Consider the following 18,713-nt stretch of genomic DNA (forward strand, 5'->3'; position numbering starts at 1 on the left):
TTTATAAAGCATAGATCAAAAAAAATACTAAATTCTAGCTAGAATTTGACCGTTTTTGACCGTTTGCCCCTGTTCTACTTCGATTGAACTCACTACGCCGTCTTTTGGCGCAACTACTTCTATCTCCATTTTCATAGCTTCTAAAATAATAAGAATTTGTCCCTTTTTAACCTTATCTCCCACTTTTGCTAAAATTTTAAATACATTTCCCGGCAAGCTGCTTACCACGGCTTCGCCGTTACCGTTTTCATTGGTAGCCTTTCTTCCCGCAGGTGAAATTTCAGGAGGCATCAGCATAGCATCGCCTACGGGCTTTATGCTTTTAACCTCTACTTCTGCATTTTGGCTATCGTAAATTTCAACTTCGAATTTTTTACCGTTTACGACAACGCTATATTTTTCATTTACGCCGTCCTTGCTCTCTTTGGCAGTGCAAATTTGCTCTTTTGCCTTAGGCATTTGAGAAATTTTGCGCACATTTACCTTGCCCTCTCCTTTTAAGAAGGCTATGCCTTTTTCCTTGCATGCGGCCGCTATAAAGATATTTTCTTCTGTTGCTTCAATGCCCTCTTTTTTAAGTAGCTCTTTTGTAAATTTGATTGATTTTGTTTCGTCACGATCTGCGATATCTATGGCGTTTTCTTTGGTAGGTTTAAGTCCAAGCTGCTCACTTGCAAGCTTGATGACCTCTTTATCAGGCTTTGACGGGGTCTTGCCGAAGTAGCCAAGCACCATCTTACCGTAGCCTTCGGCGATCTTCTTCCATTTACCAAACATCACGTTATTAAAGGCTTGTTGGAAATAAAACTGACTCACCGGAGTTACGCTAGTGCCGTATCCTCCCTTTTCAACCACTTCTTGCATAGCATCAATCACATCGGGGAATTTATCTAAGATATTATTATCTCTCATCATTTGAGTATTTGCCGTAAGCGCACCGCCCGGCATCGGAGAAAACGGTATAAGAGGGCTAACTTCGGTAGCTTCAGGCGGTATGAAGTAGTCTTTAAGACACTCTTTTAAAACTCTTTCATATTTTAAGACTTTTTGAGTGTCAAGCCCGCCTAGATCGTAGTCCTTGCCTTTAACGGCGTGAAGCATAGTAAGTATATCAGGCTGGCTAGTGCCCCCACTTACGGGACTTGCGGCTAGATCGATACCGTCTGCGCCCGCTTCAAGTGCAGCAAGATAGCACGCCACGCTAACGCCTGCTGTTTCGTGAGTATGAAGTCTGATGTGAGTTTTTGCAGGAAGTAGCTTGCGAGCCATTTTTATAGTTTCATATACCTTTTGCGGACTGCTTGTGCCGCTTGCATCCTTAAAGCAAACGCTATCGTAAGGAATTCCCGCATCTAAAATTTCTCGTAAAATTCTCTCGTAAAACGCCACATCATGAGCGCCTACACATCCGGGAGGCAGATCCATCATAGTAACCACAACTTCATGCTTAAGTCCGTGATGAACTATCCGCTCGCCGGAGTATTTTAAATTCTCAACATCGTTAAGCGCATCAAAATTTCTAATGGTAGTCGTGCCGTGCTTTTTAAACATCTTAGCATGCAGATCCACAAGCTCCCTGCTACCAGTATCAAGAGTTACGGTATTAACGCCTCTGCTTAGGGTTTGCAAATTTGCGTCTTTACCCGCTATCTCTCTAAATTTATCCATCATAACAAAGGCGTCTTCATTCAGATAAAAATAAAGACTTTGAAAGCGCGCGCCACCGCCGAATTCAAAGTGTGTGATACCCGCTTCTTTTGCTGCGCTCACGGCAGGCAAAAAGTCATCCATCAAAACTCTCGCACCAAAAACAGACTGAAATCCGTCCCTAAAGGTGGTATCCATTACATCTATGAATTTTTTCGCCATAAGTCGCCTTTCCGTCGTAGTTTAAATTTGCTCAACGAAGCTAATTTTATCTTTATTTGCTTTAATTAATAATTATAAAAATGCAAATTTTATTAATTATTTGTTGGCTTTGTAAGCTCGTAAGTAAATTCTACTTTTTTGTTCTCGTTTGGTTTAAGCCCAAATTTCCAGCTTACTTCGCCCTGTTTGCTTATCTCGCTCTCTTTTGGCGTATTTTTAACGGCTACGCTTATGCTCTCATGCGTTGAAACGGGAATTTTTTCTATAAGAGTTATATCCCAAGGCTTATCTGAGCCGTTTTTTATCTCGTAGCTAAAGCCTGTTGAAATTTTCTTTTTGTTACCGAAAAAGCTCTCTTTAGTAAAATTCACAAGACTCTCTTTTTTAACGCTTATGAGATCGTTTTTACCAAAATATACGAAATTCTCTTCGTTTGGCTTTAGGCTAAAGCTTGAGCTCTTGCCTACGCTTATGCCGTCTATCTTCATGGCCGTACTTGCATACTCCATGCTTTTTATAGGAGTAAAGATAGCCTTGATATAACCGTTTGAGCCGCTGTATCCGTCTATAACTATCTCAAATTTAGCCTTTACGTTTTGTCTATCATAGACAAATTTATTATCTTCGCCCGCTTTTAAATTTACGTTTGAAATTCTCCATGAATTTGATAGGGTATTTTGGACGTTTTGTCCGCTTACTTCGCTTGCTGTCATCTTAGCGCTTCTCATCTTAAGGCTTGCGGCATCAGCCATCTCCATCATCGGCGCAGCCATGGTATTTACAGGGATAGGCTCGGGCTTGCCCTCATACCACGGATAAAAATGCGGCGGAATCAAATTTGACGAGTAGCTAAAAGGATAAAGCGCGATATCAAGGTTCTTTATATCTTTTGCAAACGGGCTAGTTAAGCTTAAACCCTGAATGATATCTACTTGCGATTTTGAGGTGTCGGCTGAAATTTCATTTTGCAGATCAAGTTTTACATTTACGGGATATGAAATTTTTACGAATTTAGGCTCGCACTCAAAGCTTAAATCAAGCTTTTTAACTTGCTTTACTTTAAATTTATTCAGTTCTAAATTTAGCTTTTCAAGCTCTTTTTGAGTGTCTGAAATTTCATCTAAATTTTTTAGCACAACTTCATAAAGCTTATCGCTCTCATCTTTTAAACTATCAGCCGTCATCTTATCGCTTGGAGTAAAGTGCGATAAAAAATTTGACTTTGAGTTGAGCGCGGATAGTTTGTTATTAAGGTTTTTAATGCGTTTTGAAAGCTCCTCATGTAAGCTATATTCATCGTCTTTTACGAACTCGGCATCATTTAAGGTTAAATTTTGTACTTCACAGCTTGCCGAAATGTCGATATCTCTTATATTTATGGTATTTGGAACTTCGATAGAAAAAGAGCTTTTAGTATCGCTTAAATTCTGATGAAAGAATGCCCTGTTTTTATAAATTTCAAGCAAGCTTGAATCAGCCAAAACAAAAACCGCAGGGATAGAAATAAGACTTAAGGCTTTCATAAATTCTCCTGTTTTAAATTTATAAAATTATAACGCCTAAATGTTAATGCTCTATTTTAATCAAACTCTCCTTGCAAATTTGCAAGGAGCGGTTTTAAAGTAGTATTATGGTAAATATTATAAGTATGGAAATTTGAAGCAGGATAAACGGCACTACGCCTTTATAAATATCCATCGTGCTAACTTCAGGCGGTGTAACTCCCTTAAGATAAAAGAGGCTAAAGCCAAAAGGCGGAGTTAAGAACGAAGTCTGTAAATTCATGGCTATTATAATGGCAAAATATAGAGGATTTATACCTAAATTCATAGCAATAGGCACCAAAATAGGAAGCACGATGTAAGAAATTTCAACAAAGTCTATAAAAAATCCAAGCACAAAGATAGTAATCATGGCTAAGATTATAAAGCCCCATTTTTCGCCGGGCAAATTTGACATAAAGGCTTCTACGACCTCATCGCCTCCGGTGTAGCTAAATACCATAGAAAAGGCTGTTGCGCCTATTAGTATAGTAAAGATTATAGCGGTGGTTTTAACGCTTTCTTCAAGCGCTTCTTTTAGAGTTTGAAATGAAAAAGTTCTATAGCAGATAGAAAGTATTATCGCACCCACACAACCAAAAGCGGAACTCTCAGTCGGTGTGGCAATACCGTTAAAGATAGAGCCAAGAACAAGCAATACAAGCACAAGAGGGGGTAAAATAGCCTTAATCGCATTAAAAATTTGCTTGCTTTTTGGTATCCCGCTCTCATCAATCACCGGCGGAGCGTAGTCTTTATTCATATAAGAAACAAATAAAATATAAGCTATATAAGCTCCTACAAGAGCAAGCCCCGGAGCTATAGCTTCGCGAAACAGATCTCCAACAGGCACGGTAAATACATCGCCCAAGATGATAAGCACAATAGAAGGCGGAATGATCTGCCCAAGTGTTCCCGAGGCGCATATGGTGCCGCATCCTAAGGCTTTATTGTATCTGTACTTTAGCATGACAGGCAAACTCATCACACCCATAGCCACAACACTTGCTCCGACAACTCCGGTTGAAGCCGCAAGAAGTGCGCCGACTAAGACGGTGCTGATAGCCACACCTCCGCGAATTTCTCCAAATAAAAACGCCATGCTTTCAAGCAAACGCTCGGCAAGCTTGGTCTTTTGTAAGATTATGCCCATAAAGACAAAAAGCGGAACGGCTATTAGGATTTTATTTTCCATGATGGAATAAATTCTATAAGGCATAAAAGCAAACATCTCTTTAAAAATTTCAAGCCCGCCCACAAAGCCGTCTCCGTCACCAAAGCTCTCCACCATCGCACCTATAAGCCCAAAGATAACAGAAATCGCTCCAAAGGTAAATGCAACCGAAAATCCTATAGCAAGCATAAAAAGAGCAGCTAAAAACATCACAACACCGGTCATTTTCGCCCCTCTTTTTTGCACGCTATATATAAATTTAGGTATTTGATAAAGTAGCCTATGCTAAAAAATATCAAAAGGTAGAAAGAAAACGGTATAAAAGCCTTTATAATCCAGCGGTAAGGAAGTCCGCCCGGATCTGCACTTCCTTCGTTTGATTCATAAGCTTCAACCACATAATCAAAGCTAAGCCAAGCCACAAGAAGCGCTAAAGGAAGGATAAAAAACACAACTCCAAGCATATTTATAATCGCCTTTGTTTTGGGCTTTAATCCCTCATAAAAGACATCAACTCGCACATGAACGTCCTCTTTAAGCGCGTAACTCATACCAAGCATTATAATAATGCTGAAAAAGTGCCACTCAAGCTCTTGAAGCCCTACATTGCCGTATTTGAAAAAATATCTAGCAGTTACGTTAAAAAACACATCGGCTATCATCAAAAACATCACAAATATACAGATGTATCCGATAATATCTGCTAATTTATTAAAAATTTTCTCTATCTTTAGTAGTTTTTGCTCCATCTATTGCCCCACAATCTGCCTAATCATAACAAGCACGACGCAAGTCGGCGCTACGTATCTAAGCAAGAAATACCAAATTTTAAACACAATTTTACCCATATATGGCAAAAATAGCTCTTCTAACATCTCTTTTTTCATAAAAAATCCGACAAAGACGGCTATAACTATACCGCCAAGAGGAAGCAGGATATTTGAGCTGATATAATCAAGTATGTCAAAAAATCCTTTGCCAAAAAACATTAGGCTCTCTTTAAACATATTCGTATTTGAAAGCGCACAAAGCACGCCAAGCACATACACGCAAATTCCTACGATCAAAATCGCTTTAAAGCGCGAAATTTTATACTCTTTTACTATGTGAAATATAAGCGGTTCTACCATAGAAATAGCCGAAGTAAGCCCTGCAAAAACAAGAGCGGTAAAAAACGCAAAACTGAGTAAATTTCCTATGGCTCCAAGCTTGGCAAAAAGAGTCGGAAGCGAGATAAAAGCAAGTCCAACGCCTTGGCTAGGCTTTTCTCCAAACTCAAATACAAATGTAAATACGATAAGCCCTATGACTATGCTAAAAACTATGTTTAAAATAACGACATAAAGCGAAGATGTAAATAAATTTGTCTTGCTATCAAGGCTGGTTGAATAAGTGATGATAGCGCCTATGCCAACGCACATCGTAAAAAACGCAAGTCCAAGCGCCATAAACACGGCTTCGCTAGTTAGTTTTGAAAAATCAAATACAAGCAAAAATTTAACCGCCTCGCCAAAGCCCTTCATCTGCATAGAATAAACAAGCATCGCAACAAGCAGAAGCGAAAACATAGGCAGTAGCCATAAATTTATGCGTTCAATTCCTCTTTTTACTCCACGTGAAAGTATAAAAAAGTAGGCAAAAAAAGCGATAGAAAAATAAATAACCTGCCCTAGGATATCAGTTGAGATAAAGTTGTTAAAATTCTCGCCCGATTGGCTTATCTTAACAGGCAAAGTTCCTAAAGACGCAACCGCATACTTAATAACCCAGCCGATGATAAGCGTGTAAAAAGACGCCACAAAGACGCCCGTGATCATCATGATACCCGCAAAGCTCCATAAATTTGAGTGTCTTGGAGCAAGTATCCTAAAGGCATTTACCGGATCTGCGTTTGAAATTTTACCCATCGCCATCTCGGCAAAAAATATACTAAGCCCCACAACTACGGCAAACACAAGATACAAAAGAACAAAAGCCGAGCCGCCGTTGCTACCGACCATATATGGAAATTTCCAAGCGTTTCCAAGTCCGATAGCAGCACCTACGATTGAGAGTATAAAACCTATTTTAGAAAATTTATCGCTTGGCATAAACTAGCTCAAAATGGCATTTACGGATATAACGGCTATGGCAATCGGAGCAATATATCTAATCATAAAATACCAAAGATCAAACATAAATTTGCTCATATAAGGACCGTAAAGCTCACGTAATGCCTCTTTTTTGATTACAAATCCGACAAAAACCGACACTGTAATACCGCCTATAGGCATGATGATATTTGAAACTAGATAATCAAGGCAATCAAACAAACTTTTGCCAAAAAAGACCAAATTCTCTTTAACGCCTTCGATATTTGAAAATATACATAAAATTCCGGCGATATATACGAAAGCGGCTATGCTGACAAGAGCTTTTTTGCGTGTAAAGCCAAATTCTCTTATAAGATAGTATGTAAACGGCTCAAGCATCGAGATAGCCGAAGTAATGCCTGCAAATATAAGAGCCGTAAATAACGCAAAAGCAAATATATGCCCAAATGCGCCCAGCTTAGCAAACAATGTAGGCAAGGAGATAAATACAAGCCCTACTCCCTGACTAGGTTCGGCGCCAAACTCAAACACAAAAGTAAATATGACAAGGCCTATTAAAATTCCCATTATTACGTTAATGATGACGATGATTATAGACGAGCTTACTAAATTTGTGTTATTTGGCAAATTTGCAGAATAAACTATAATGACGCCCACACCCAAAGAAAGTGTAAAAAACGCTAGTCCAAGCGCGGTAAGAACGCTATCAAAGGTTATCTTGGTAAAATCGGGCACCAGCAAAAATTTAGCCGACTGAATAAAGCCGTCCATAGTAACGGAATATGCAAGCATAGCTATCACAAGCACCAACAAAGACGGCATAAGCCACACATTTACACGCTCTATCCCACTCTTGATACCTTTTGAAACAATGTAAAAACAAATTATATTTGTGATAGTAAAAAATAGAATTTGAGACGATACGTCTTTTGAGACAAAATCGGTAAATATAGCGGCCGAAGTCTCTATATCAGCTGGCAAATTCGTTAAAACCATAAAAGCGTATTTAAATATCCAGCCTATAACGACGGTATAAAACGATACGAGAATGATCGCTCCAAGCATCGTAAAACCGGCAAATTTCCAGCCATTTTTGTTGGTGATCGCAAGCTTTTTAAAAGCATTTACAGGATCTGATTCTGAAAGTTTTCCTATCGCTACTTCACCAAAAAATATGGTAAGCCCGATAAAAAACGTCAAAAACAAATACAAAAGAACAAAAGCAGAGCCACCGTTTTGTCCGACCAAATATGGAAATTTCCAAGCATTTCCAAGACCTACCGCACTTCCTGCAACGGCTAATATAAAGCCGATTTTAGAGAACTTATCCTGCACTTAGCAAACCTTAATTTTATTTAAAATCATTAAAAAATCTTAAATTAGCATAAAAAAGCTTTTAAATTTCTAAGCTTAAAAATATTTCATTAATTTTGTTAATAAATTCGTATAAAATCGAAACAGCTTAAAAATATTTTGTAAATTTGTAGCATTTTTAGATACAAGCAAATTTAGTTGATAAATTTTTCAAAATTTAACTAAATCAAAGCAAATTTTATATAAAATGCGCCACAAAGTTTCAAAGTAGGGGTCTGATCCGAACTGGCTTAAATTCATCAAAGGAAATTTCATGAAAAAGATTCTTTTTCTTATGGCTGCACTTGCTTCATTTGCATTTGCAGGTGACGGCGAAATGCTAAAATCATACTCAGTTCTTGCGGCTGCTCTTGGTCTAGGTCTTGCAGCACTTGGTGGAGCTATCGGTATGGGAAGCACGGCTTCTGCTACAATCTCAGGAACTGCTAGAAACCCTGGCGTTGGTAGCAAACTTATGACAACAATGTTTATCGCTCTAGCGATGATCGAAGCGCAAGTTATCTACGCACTTGTTGTTACACTAATTATTCTTTACGCAAACCCAATGTTTTAATATTTCAGCCCAACTTCGGGCTGAATTTCTTTGTAAATTTTACTTCTGTTGCGATCATGGTGGAATTGGTAGACACGCTATCTTGAGGGGGTAGTGCCGGTAGGTGTGCGAGTTCAAATCTCGCTGATCGCACCATACTTCAAACTTAAATCTTAAAATGTATTAAATTTTATTTAAATTCAATATAAGCTTAAATTTATACACAATTACAATAAATACTATCTATATTATAGGATTTTTAATTAAGACTGTAAAATTATACTTTAAATATAAGATAATTTATTTATAACTATAAATATTACTTTAGTAGTGAAATTGCTTAAACTTTAAATATTAATTCGTTTTTATATTGTTTCTAAAATATTATTATCTTAAAATTTCTTCAATCAAACATCAAAACAAGGAGATGAGATGAAAAACAAAAAAGAGTTAGGTTTCTTTGAGGCTTACAAACAAGATCCTATCAAAGCCGATCTTGATATATTCGGAAGAAAGACCGATGAGAGCAGAAGAGGATTTTTAAAGAAAAGCTCGCTTCTAGCGTTTGCGGCACTGATTGGAGCAAACATCCCTTTTGCGGCTAATTATCCAAGCGGACTTATACCTGCAGCACTTGCCGCAGTAGATGAAAATTTCAAAATAGAGGGTAAAAACGGACTTCTTTACCACAATGACAAGCCTATAACGGCAGAAACTTTGCCTCAATTTTTTGATTCGGAATTTGTAAAACCTGAGCATTTTTTTGTTAGAAACAACGGTTTAGCACCGGAGATAAAAGATCTCGATCCTAAAAATTGGAAGCTCGTAATTGACGGAGAGAGCTGTCTTAAGCCTACTACCTTTACGCTTGAAGAGCTAAAAAAGAAATTTAAACACTACACTTACGCTCTAACCGTTGAGTGCGGCGGAAACGGCAGAGGCGAGATCATACCTGCCACAAGCGGTACTCAGTGGGGAGTTGGCGCGATAGCTTGCGGAAGATGGACAGGCGTGAGAGTAAAAGACGTGTTAGAAAGTTGCGGTATTAAAAACGATGCGGTTTATGTAGGCTACGAGGGTATCGATATCCCGCTTGACGGAGATGCTAGCAAAAAGCCGATTAGCAGAGGAATTCCTATCAAGAAAGCTCTTGAAGAAGAAACTCTTATAGCATGGGCTTACGAAGGAGCTGATATTCCATTTATGAACGGCTATCCGTTGAGGCTTGTTGCGGGAGGTTTTCCGGGTTCCGTTTCAGGTAAATGGCTAACTAAACTTTCCGTTAGAAATATAGTTCATGATGGACCAAAAATGTCAGAATCGTATAAAGTGCCTGTTAATCCGGTGGCTCCAGGAACAAAAGTAAGCAAAGATACCGAGATGAAGATAATTGAGTCAATGCCTGTAAAATCAGTCATATCTCATCCTATTACAAATTTTAAAATGGAGCTTGACAAAACGCTTGAAGTTCGCGGCAAAGCATGGGCAGGCGACCTAGAAGTAAAAGAGATGGAGATAAGCATCGATTTTGGCGAAACATGGCAAAAGGCAACTGTAGAAAAACCTCTAAATAGGCTTGCGTGGCAGTCATGGAAAGCTTCGGTCAAATTCCCTCAAAAAGGATACTATGAAGTCTGGGCAAGAGCTACGGATACAAATGGCAAAAAGCAGCCGATGGTTCTTCCTGCATGGAATCCAAAAGGCTACCTAAACAACAGTTGCCATAGAGTAGCCGTATATGTGGGGTAGGCTATGAAAAAATTACTCGCACTGCTGCTTGGGCTTAGCTTTGCGCTAGCAAGCGAGCCTAAGATCGACCCTGAAACAGGGCTTAAGATAGATGAAGGCTGGGAGCTTATCGTGGGAAACTGCATGGCGTGCCACAGTTTAACGCTCGTAACCAAACAAAAAGGCGATAGGCAAACATGGAAAGACTTGATAAGATGGATGCAAGAAACGCAAGGGCTTTGGGAATTTGATCCTGAAAGTGAGAATTTGATCCTTACTTACTTGGCTAAAAATTACCCTAACGACTACACGACAAGAAAGAGAATTCCTTTAAAAAATACTCTTAAAAATTAACATTAAAGAGGGGCGATTCCCCTCTTTTGATCTCATTATTTATACTTAATAAAATTTTCTATTTAAATTTTATCGTTCAAACCAACCGCTGCTAATTTTTAAGATTTAAACAACTTAAATTTTGCCTATTTAATAAAACATTTAAAAATGTAAAATCAATTTTAAATCATTGGAATTTAGCTAAAAAGGGCATATGCGCCCTTTTTATTACATAAATACCGGAATTTGCGTGTGTTTTAAAAAGTATCTCGTAGTTCCGCCAAGGAAAATTTCTCTAAAGCCGTTTTCGCCGTATCTACCTGCAACTATCAGATCAAAGTTCCCTTCTTTTGCCGATTTTAAAAGCGCTTCTCCCGGAACGGAAGTAGTCTTTACGATTTCAAAAGTCGCGTTTATATCGTGTATCTTTAGATACTCTTCAAGCTTTTTTAAGCTCTCTTCGGCAGATTCGTCAGGATGGGCTTTACAAGTGATACAATGAACCTTTTTTGCTTTTTTAAGCAGTTCTATCGAGCTTGAAAGCGCGCGCGAATTTTGAGTAGAGCCGTTCCAACTGACAAGGATATTGTCCGTGCTAAATTTCGTTAGTTTTCTTGGTATGGCTATTGCCGTCTTGCCGCTTTTTAGCACCGCAGCTTCAAATGTGCCAGTCACCCTACCGTCAAGCGGAGCTGCAGCTACAACCATATCGCAAAATTTTGATTCATGCTCCACCACAACGCTTCTTTTGCCACTTTTGGTAACAAATTTTGCACTTGCCTTACCAGTAGGAGTATCACTTATCTCCACGCCAAGTTCGGCACAAATTTTCTTAAACAAAGCCTCGTTTTGCTCATGCTCTACGCCAAGCTCCGCCTTTGCAGCTTTTAAAAACTCCTCATACAAAACTCCGCCGCGAAGAGTCATTTTCATATTATAAACCGCGCTTGGATCAAGCTGACTAGCTAAAATTTCAATATGTGTATCAAAATGCTTAGCCACGAGCAAAGCCCCGTAAATTCGTTCTTTTACATCATCCCCTGCACCGATTGGGAAAAGCAACTTCTTATACTGCATGATACTATCCTTTTGAATTATTCTGCTAAAACAAGGGAAATTTTATGCCCTTTTTGCTCGCTTACTTTGACCTTTACTCTATCGCCCTCTTTTAGCGGTGTTGAAATTTTTGAGATATGAAGCAAGCCGTCAACTCCACCCTTAAGTCCTACAAAAGCTCCAAATTCGACTACTTTTTTAACTTCACCTTCAAATTCATCGCCTATATTAAAGGTGGGCTTTGCTCTATCTTTATCTCTGCCGTCTCTTCTTTTTCCGCCAAATCCGTTTTTAGAGCCATCTTTTGATACTATTTGGATGATATAATCTTTGGCTGCATCAACCTTTGTCTTTTGAGCGCCTGCGATTTTTACTTCGCCTTTTTCCCTATCAAGATCAATGGAAACTTCAAATTTCTCTATGATCTCTTTTATGGTCTTACCGGCTTGTCCGATGATATCTACTATCTTGCTAGGATCAACGCTAAACAGCTCAAGTTTAGGTAAAATTTCATCATTTACAGCTATCTCTTCGTTTGCTTTTTCCATCAAATTTAAGATATGCAGCCTTCCTTCGCGAGCTTGATAAAGAGCCTCTTTTAAAACATCAAGGCTAATTCCTCCAAGCTTTATATCCATTTGAAGCGCAGTTATACCCTCGCTACTTCCGGCAACTTTAAAGTCCATATCGCCGTCATGATCTTCAAGTCCCATTATATCAGTTAAAACCGCATGCTTGTCACCTTCAAACACAAGCCCCATAGCAACACCTGCTACAAGTTTTACGGTATCTACTCCTGCAGCACGCAGAGCAAGAGAGCCTCCACACACGCTTGCCATAGAACTTGAGCCGTTTGATTCTAAAATTTCAGAAACCAAACGAATAGTATAAGGAGAATTTACATCCACACTTGGAGCAAGAGCGCGCTTAGCCAAGTTTCCGTGCCCAAGCTCTCGTCTGCCAGGAGCCTTTAGAGGGCTAGCTTCGCCTACGCTAAAGCCCGGGAAGTTGTAGTTAAACATAAATTTATCCACGATTGCAGATTTTTCGGTAAGCATATCATACATCTGTGCATCCGTATCCGTTCCAAGCGTAGCTACCACAAGCGCTTGAGTCTGTCCGCGCGTAAAGAGACAAGAGCCATGAGCATTTGGCAGTATATTTGTCTCGATACTTATAGGGCGCACATCCTTAAGTCCTCTGCCGTCGGCTCTTAAGCCTTCGTTTATGATCTGGTTTCTAACGATTTTTTTCTTATACTTGCCAAGAACGTTCATTATCACGTCCTCTTCCCAGCCCTCTTTTTGCGCGACTTCATCGGTTAAAACCTGCTTGGCTATCTTGTTTAGCTCGCTTGCACGCTCGCTCTTTGCCATCTGATTTATAGCAAATTTCACATCGTCTTTATAAAATTCATCAAGATATATCGCGATACTTTCGTTTTCTATCTCAGGCTTTAGCTCAAGCTCGGCGTAAGCCTTTTTATGCGATTCAAACGCCTCTTCATAAGCATTTGATGCTCTAAGTATCGCTTTGCCGGCTTCGGCTATAGCCTCTACGATAAGATCTTCGCTAAATTCATTCATGTCTTGCTGTAAAATAATGCCGTCGTTTAAATTTGGGTCCATAATCGCATCAACGGCTATCATAGGCATAACTTCGCCTCTTGCTTGAGCGATACTTCTCATCTCTATCATCAAAAGCTCATCCTTAACACCCGCTACATACAAATCAAGAGCGCTACTTTTTAGCTCAGAATTGCTCGGGTTTATGACAAATTTATCGTCTATATACCCGACTCTCACACCACACACAGGAGAATTCACGGGAATATCGCTTAGATAAAGAGCGACGGAAGCTGCATTTAAAGAGACTACTTGTAAATCAACTTCAGGATCGGCAGAAAGTACCATAACTACGATTTGCGTAGGATAAGCATAGCCCTTTGGAAAAAGAGGCCGTAAGGAGCGATCTATGATGCGAGCTGTTAGAGTCTCAAAGTCACCCGGTTTAGTTTCGCGCTTAACATATCCGCCGGGAATTCTGCCTGCGCCATAAGCTTTTTCTATATATTGCACCGTTAGCGGTAAAAAATCCTCACTTACTTGAGTATCCTCTCTTGCGACGGTTGCTAAAACGACCGTATTTTTCACTCGCAATAAAACGGCTCCGCTTGCTTGTTTTGCGACTTTGTTTATATCATAAATTTCAATTTGGTTATTAACTTCTATTGAATATTGCATGCTTTAATATCTCCTTGTTTTTGTAGTGGTATATAAAATGGACTCTCTTCCAATATAGAGAGTATAACTGACGGCTTTGGTTCGATCTTGTTCTTGTAGTAAAAATCCACATCGATAAAATTTGCGATCTTATGCACGGCATAAATTTCATCTACAAGTTGGGTTAATTGACTTGCTACATTCGTAGCTATAAGTGGAGTAGCATATCTAACGGATTTAACGCCCTCTTTCATAAGAGTTTTGATGCAAATGAGAGCGGTTATGCCCGTTTCGCAACCCTCGTCGATTAACAAGATGTTTCTATCTTTTAAATTTCCTATTAAATTTCCTTTTCTGTACTTATATACGTTTTTTAAAATTTTCTCCTCATACTTTCTTTGAGCTTCGCCGTATATGAAGTCATAGCTTATCCCAAACGACTTAACAAGCTCGTCATGCACAAGTATCTCATCGGTTTCGCTTACCATAGCAATCTCGCACTCGGGATTGTTCGGAGCAAAAACTCTTTCCGTAAAGAGCATTTCGTAGCTTAAATTTAGCCCTCTTGATACTACGTCAGCTAATATAACGGAGTCGATAGAAGAGCAGATAACAAGATAGTTGTTCTCCACAAGCTCTTTTTTGGGCAAAATTTCAAGCAACTTGGCTGCCGCTTCAAGCTGGTTTTCAAACATAAGCTCGTCTATATAACTCATCTATTTTGCTCCTTTGAGCTATCACCGGTAATGCTGTCTAACGAAAAATCGTAATTAATACCGCCCATAGGATAGAAATTTATCGTAAAATAAACGCCTTTTGACTTCTTGGATGCCGAACCGCTTGTAGTAGTTATAGGCTCAATGTCTTCTTCGTAAACTATAGAATAATTCCAGCACTTTCTTTTATGTCCTATTCCTAAGTGCCAGTGTTTAGTATACTCTCTTTGTATATCATACTGAAGTCCGCCAAGCAATCTATACTGATGAGGCAAATTTATAAAACCAGAGCCGTAAATAAAATTTTGTTTATCTTGTAAGTTTTTGCGCTCAAATGTATGCCATAAATTTGAGCCGAAATACTCGTTTGAATAGTTAATGCCCGATTGTATTTTTTCTAATTTTTTATATTTGTGAGAATACTCAAGCTTATTATAAAGAGATAAATTCGTAAAAGGAAAAACGGCTATTATATTTTTTAAATTCGAATACTCGCTCTTTTGCGTATAGTATCCTTGAGAAATTGTGTGTCTTAGATACTTTCTGCCCTCACCGGTGAAAAAATACTGTGTTAATCTACCGGCAACCTCATCTTCGGTGTATTGAGAACCTATGAAATTTTGATATTTGCGACCAAGCGCATCATAGACATAGATATCTTCATCGTTTTGAGTAGTTTCATAATCATCAGGCAAACTACCGTCATGATATCCTCTAAATACATAATCAATCCCCAAATTTAAGCTATGATAAAAACTCTCATAAGCTTTAGCCAAATCCGTATGAAGCGAGAATTTATGCGCATTTTCCATATAACTTGCACTCTTATCCTCATCGCCTGTCGGTCTATAAATTTTGTTTGAATAATTAACCAAAGTAGCATAAAAATCATGATAGTAAGAGAAATTCAGATACTCGTCCACAAGAGGAATGTGCAAAGACAAAGGAAGCTTAAACTCGTATTGAGTGGCCTTAACGCCTATTTTTCTAGTGTAATTGTGCGAATGCAAATCAACAGAATATAGCAAATTCGGTAAAAAGATAGAATCTACGTATTTATGATACTGAAAACTAGGATACTCCTGCAATGTGTCTTTATTTTCGTTTGGGCTGCCTACTTTTGCAGTATCTATATAATACCTTGCATAAGCTCCAAAATAGTGTTCATCACTACTTATAAAGTAGTTAAATTTAGAAGTAACAAGTGAATTTTCATCATTATTACCCCCGCTTCTACTCTTTAAATTTATATAATCTATATCGTTTAATTTAGTAGCGTCAAGCCACAATCCCTCTTGCAAATTCTCGTCTATAAGATGCTTTACCAAACGATCTCGCTCATACCTTACCTCTATGCCTTCGTGAGTCTTATTTTTTAAAGGAAGTCTGTTTGAGTTTTTGGCAATCTGCCTTTCTTTATAGCTTGCTTTATCCCAGAATTTACCCATAGCAATAAAGCCTTTAGAATAAGGCGAATCAACAAATCTAAATTTAGAATAAATTCCATTACCGCGCATCGTTCTAATCTGCGGATTTAGCTCTATGTCCCATGAGTTATATTCGGCTATATAAATCGGCTGCCTGTAAAAAAATCCATCGCTTTTACCGTAGCCAAATTCAGGAGGAAGCAGTCCCGTTCTGCGTCTAGTATCGGTTGAAAATCCAAAATAAGGCAGATAAAAAACAGGAACTTTACCTAGATAAAAAACCGGATTATAAAGGTGTAAAAATTTACTCTGTTTATTTAGCTTTCCGCTACTAAATTTGATACTCCAATCAGGATCCTGGACATTACAACTTGATACGATAGAGCCGCTTGTTTTGTAGTATTTCTCATTACTCTCGCTCTCATCGCTTTGCATCCAAACTTCCATATCGCGATTCATCATAAATAGCGCTTCGTAGCTACTATCCTTGCTGTTTAGATCGATTTTAGCATACCCGCAGCGAGATACTTCATCCTCTCCACGCATTACGTTTACGTTGCCAAACAGCTCTAAGATACGTTTTTGCTGATCATAAACAGCCTTGTCCGCGCTTATCAGATACTCTGAAGAATAAACAAGTACGTTTTTTTCAGCCGTTACGATATCTCCTTGACGATTTACGTCATCGGCTAAAAGCTCAAAATCCTGAGCGCTTAAAAGGGCTGAAACGGAAAAAATAAATATAAAAAATATTCTAATAAACATCGATCACCACTGTCTTTGCGGTCAAATCATGCCACGTTTGAAGAGTTTGGTTTCCAAGCGCCCAAGCAAAGCCAAGGAAAAAGCAGTTTTCACTAATAATCCTAACGATACTTCTTATAATGGAAGCGCCTAAATTCGGCTTATCTAAAAGCGCTAAATCTACACAAACTATCTTCATGGCGATTTTACCAAGAGTTGCGCCGTAATACCAGACAAAAAACGCTTGATATAAAACCTTTAGCATCACAACTTGAGGAATCAAAGAGTAAGTGATATTCATTACCTCTTCATAGCTGCTCGTCTCTGCAAATTTGCCCCAGTAAATCACGGTAAACAAAATAGATATCAAAAGCTCGTCTATCAGATAAGACATGGCGCGCTTTTTGGTAGAAGCTAGGCGAATACCTTCTCTGTCAAGCTTATCTAGGATATTTTCGCTCATCTAAGAGCCTGCCATGCGATATCTTTGCGGTATTGCATACCGTCAAATTTTACATTTTCGCAGAGTTTATAAGCCCTATCTCTAGCCTCTTTTACATTTTTTGCGCTTGCTACGCATACTAGCACTCTACCTCCGTCAGCGTAAATTTCACCGCCTTCTTCGCTAACTCCCGCATAGGCTATATGAGAGCCTTGGGGAACATTTTCTACGCCTATTTTGGCTTTAGGGCTGTTTTTGTAGGGATAGTTTTTGCTAGCAACTACGACTCCGACAGCAAATTCATCCTTTATCTTAACATCTATTTCGCTAAGCCTTCCGCTTGCTGCTTTATATAAAATTTCACTCAGATTAGACTCAATCAAAGGCATTAAAACCTCACACTCGGGATCACCGAAACGAACGTTAAATTCAAGCACATAAGGCTCGTTTTCAACTACCATGAGCCCCACAAAAAGCACTCCGCAAAACTCATTTCCCTCAGCTTTCATACCCTTTAAAGTAGGCTTTACTACTTCTTCTTCAACTTTCTTTATAAGCTCTTTTGTAGCTAACGGACTTGGTGCATACGCTCCCATACCGCCCGTGTTTGGACCCTCGTCATTATCAAGCAGTCTTTTGTGATCTTGAGCTACCGGCAAGCTTACGAAATTTTCGCCGTCACATAGAGCAAAAAAACTAAGCTCAAATCCGTCCAAAAACTCCTCTACAACTACTCTTTTTCCGGCCTCGCCAAAGCTTTCGCCGCTTAGCATCTCTTTAGCGGCTTCAAAAGCCTCTTCATGAGTTTTTGCTATTATTACGCCCTTGCCTGCACATAGTCCGTCCGCCTTTACCACGATCGGTGTTTTTAAGGATTTTATAAATTCATTTGCTCTATTTACGTCATCAGTATTTAGATATTTAGCCGTTTTTATAGCGTGTCTTGCAAGAAAATCTTTCATAAAAGCCTTTGAGCCCTCAAGCCTAGCAGCACTCTTACTTGGTCCAAAGACAGTTAAGCCGTTTGCCCTAAAGATATCCACTATCCCTTCGCTAAGAGGCGCTTCAGGACCTACGATAGTTAAATTTATACCTTTGTCTTTAGCAAATTTTGCAAGCTCTTCGTAATTTTTATATTTGATATTTTCGCCAAGTTTTGAAGTAGCTCCATTGCCCGGAGCAAAGTAGATTTTACCGACGTTTTTTTCGCTTTTAAGCTTTAAGCCTATGGCGTATTCGCGCCCGCCGCTGCCGACTATTAGTATATCCATGCCGTCTCCGTAAATTTAAAACACCCGAGCGAGCGGTGCGTAAGTAAGCGGCCCTAAATTAAAGCCAACCTTGCAAATAGGCGACATCCCTTAGGTTGCAACTTCTCGCGCTTTTAGGCGTTCAGGCAAAGCCACATCACACAGATATCGCACATCTTCGCCCATACTAATGTGTTGGACCCAAAAAAGTA

Annotated in this window: 15 protein-coding genes and 1 tRNA gene; 4 read left to right on the forward strand and 12 right to left on the reverse strand. The window is 39.0% G+C overall.

Annotation, left to right across the window (positions count from 1 at the left end):
- Positions 1-27: 27 nt before the first annotated feature.
- From CDOM16188_RS05890 to CDOM16188_RS05915, 6 genes are all read right to left on the reverse strand, one after another.
- Positions 28-1,869: a biotin/lipoyl-containing protein gene (locus CDOM16188_RS05890; RefSeq protein ID WP_172200210.1), complete on the reverse strand. Its 1,842-nt coding sequence runs from the start codon at positions 1,867-1,869 to the stop codon at positions 28-30.
- A gap of 92 nt (positions 1,870-1,961) precedes the next feature.
- Positions 1,962-3,392, reverse strand: a complete 1,431-nt coding sequence (locus tag CDOM16188_RS05895) for a DUF4139 domain-containing protein (protein WP_172200213.1) — start codon at positions 3,390-3,392, stop codon at positions 1,962-1,964.
- Positions 3,393-3,486: 94 nt separating this feature from the next.
- On the reverse strand, positions 3,487-4,809 hold the full coding sequence (locus tag CDOM16188_RS05900; protein WP_172200216.1) for a TRAP transporter large permease subunit: 1,323 nt from the start codon (positions 4,807-4,809) through the stop codon (positions 3,487-3,489).
- A complete protein-coding gene (locus CDOM16188_RS05905; RefSeq protein WP_172200219.1) occupies positions 4,806-5,333 on the reverse strand; it encodes a TRAP transporter small permease subunit in 528 nt (175 codons plus the stop codon). Before CDOM16188_RS05905 ends, CDOM16188_RS05900 begins: the two co-directional genes overlap by 4 nt.
- The gene (locus CDOM16188_RS05910; protein WP_172200222.1) at positions 5,334-6,674 is read right to left on the reverse strand and encodes a sodium-dependent transporter; all 1,341 of its coding nucleotides are present in this window, start codon (positions 6,672-6,674) and stop codon (positions 5,334-5,336) included.
- Positions 6,675-6,677: 3 nt separating this feature from the next.
- Complete coding sequence (locus CDOM16188_RS05915; RefSeq protein ID WP_172200225.1) at positions 6,678-8,012, reverse strand: sodium-dependent transporter; 1,335 nt, start codon at positions 8,010-8,012, stop codon at positions 6,678-6,680.
- A gap of 292 nt (positions 8,013-8,304) precedes the next feature.
- Here CDOM16188_RS05915 and CDOM16188_RS05920 point away from each other — a divergent pair, with 292 nt between their 5' ends.
- The 4 genes from CDOM16188_RS05920 (at position 8,305) to CDOM16188_RS05935 (ending at position 10,665) form a co-directional block, all read left to right on the forward strand.
- Positions 8,305-8,604: a F0F1 ATP synthase subunit C gene (locus CDOM16188_RS05920; RefSeq protein WP_169940457.1), complete on the forward strand. Its 300-nt coding sequence runs from the start codon at positions 8,305-8,307 to the stop codon at positions 8,602-8,604.
- Between the two features lie 50 nt (positions 8,605-8,654).
- Positions 8,655-8,739, forward strand: a tRNA-Leu gene (locus CDOM16188_RS05925).
- 276 nt (positions 8,740-9,015) lie between these two features.
- Positions 9,016-10,332, forward strand: coding sequence for a sulfite oxidase (locus CDOM16188_RS05930; protein ID WP_172200228.1), 1,317 nt, complete (start codon positions 9,016-9,018; stop codon positions 10,330-10,332).
- A gap of 3 nt (positions 10,333-10,335) precedes the next feature.
- The gene (locus CDOM16188_RS05935; RefSeq protein WP_172200231.1) at positions 10,336-10,665 is read left to right on the forward strand and encodes a cytochrome C; all 330 of its coding nucleotides are present in this window, start codon (positions 10,336-10,338) and stop codon (positions 10,663-10,665) included.
- A gap of 207 nt (positions 10,666-10,872) precedes the next feature.
- Here the strand turns inward: CDOM16188_RS05935 and CDOM16188_RS05940 are convergent, their stop codons facing one another.
- From CDOM16188_RS05940 to purD, 6 genes are read right to left on the reverse strand one after another with little or no spacing between them, the layout of a single operon-like run.
- On the reverse strand, positions 10,873-11,721 hold the full coding sequence (locus CDOM16188_RS05940; RefSeq protein WP_172200234.1) for a universal stress protein: 849 nt from the start codon (positions 11,719-11,721) through the stop codon (positions 10,873-10,875).
- Positions 11,722-11,738: 17 nt separating this feature from the next.
- Positions 11,739-13,943 (reverse strand): polyribonucleotide nucleotidyltransferase, encoded by a 2,205-nt coding sequence (locus tag CDOM16188_RS05945; RefSeq protein WP_172200237.1) that lies wholly within the window; start codon positions 13,941-13,943, stop codon positions 11,739-11,741.
- Entirely contained in the window at positions 13,928-14,638 is a 711-nt protein-coding gene (locus CDOM16188_RS05950) for a phosphoribosyltransferase family protein (RefSeq protein ID WP_172200240.1), read from the reverse strand. The genes CDOM16188_RS05945 and CDOM16188_RS05950 overlap by 16 nt, the downstream gene beginning before the upstream one ends.
- Positions 14,635-16,830 (reverse strand): LPS-assembly protein LptD, encoded by a 2,196-nt coding sequence (locus tag CDOM16188_RS05955; protein WP_172200243.1) that lies wholly within the window; start codon positions 16,828-16,830, stop codon positions 14,635-14,637. The genes CDOM16188_RS05950 and CDOM16188_RS05955 overlap by 4 nt, the downstream gene beginning before the upstream one ends.
- On the reverse strand, positions 16,820-17,272 hold the full coding sequence (locus tag CDOM16188_RS05960; RefSeq protein WP_172200246.1) for an RDD family protein: 453 nt from the start codon (positions 17,270-17,272) through the stop codon (positions 16,820-16,822). Before CDOM16188_RS05960 ends, CDOM16188_RS05955 begins: the two co-directional genes overlap by 11 nt.
- Positions 17,269-18,522 (reverse strand): phosphoribosylamine--glycine ligase, encoded by a 1,254-nt coding sequence (gene purD / locus CDOM16188_RS05965; protein WP_172200249.1) that lies wholly within the window; start codon positions 18,520-18,522, stop codon positions 17,269-17,271. The genes CDOM16188_RS05960 and purD overlap by 4 nt, the downstream gene beginning before the upstream one ends.
- Positions 18,523-18,713: the final 191 nt, after the last annotated feature.

This window comes from Campylobacter sp. RM16188 (assembly GCF_012978795.1).
In the GTDB taxonomy this organism is placed as follows: domain Bacteria; phylum Campylobacterota; class Campylobacteria; order Campylobacterales; family Campylobacteraceae; genus Campylobacter_A; species Campylobacter_A canis.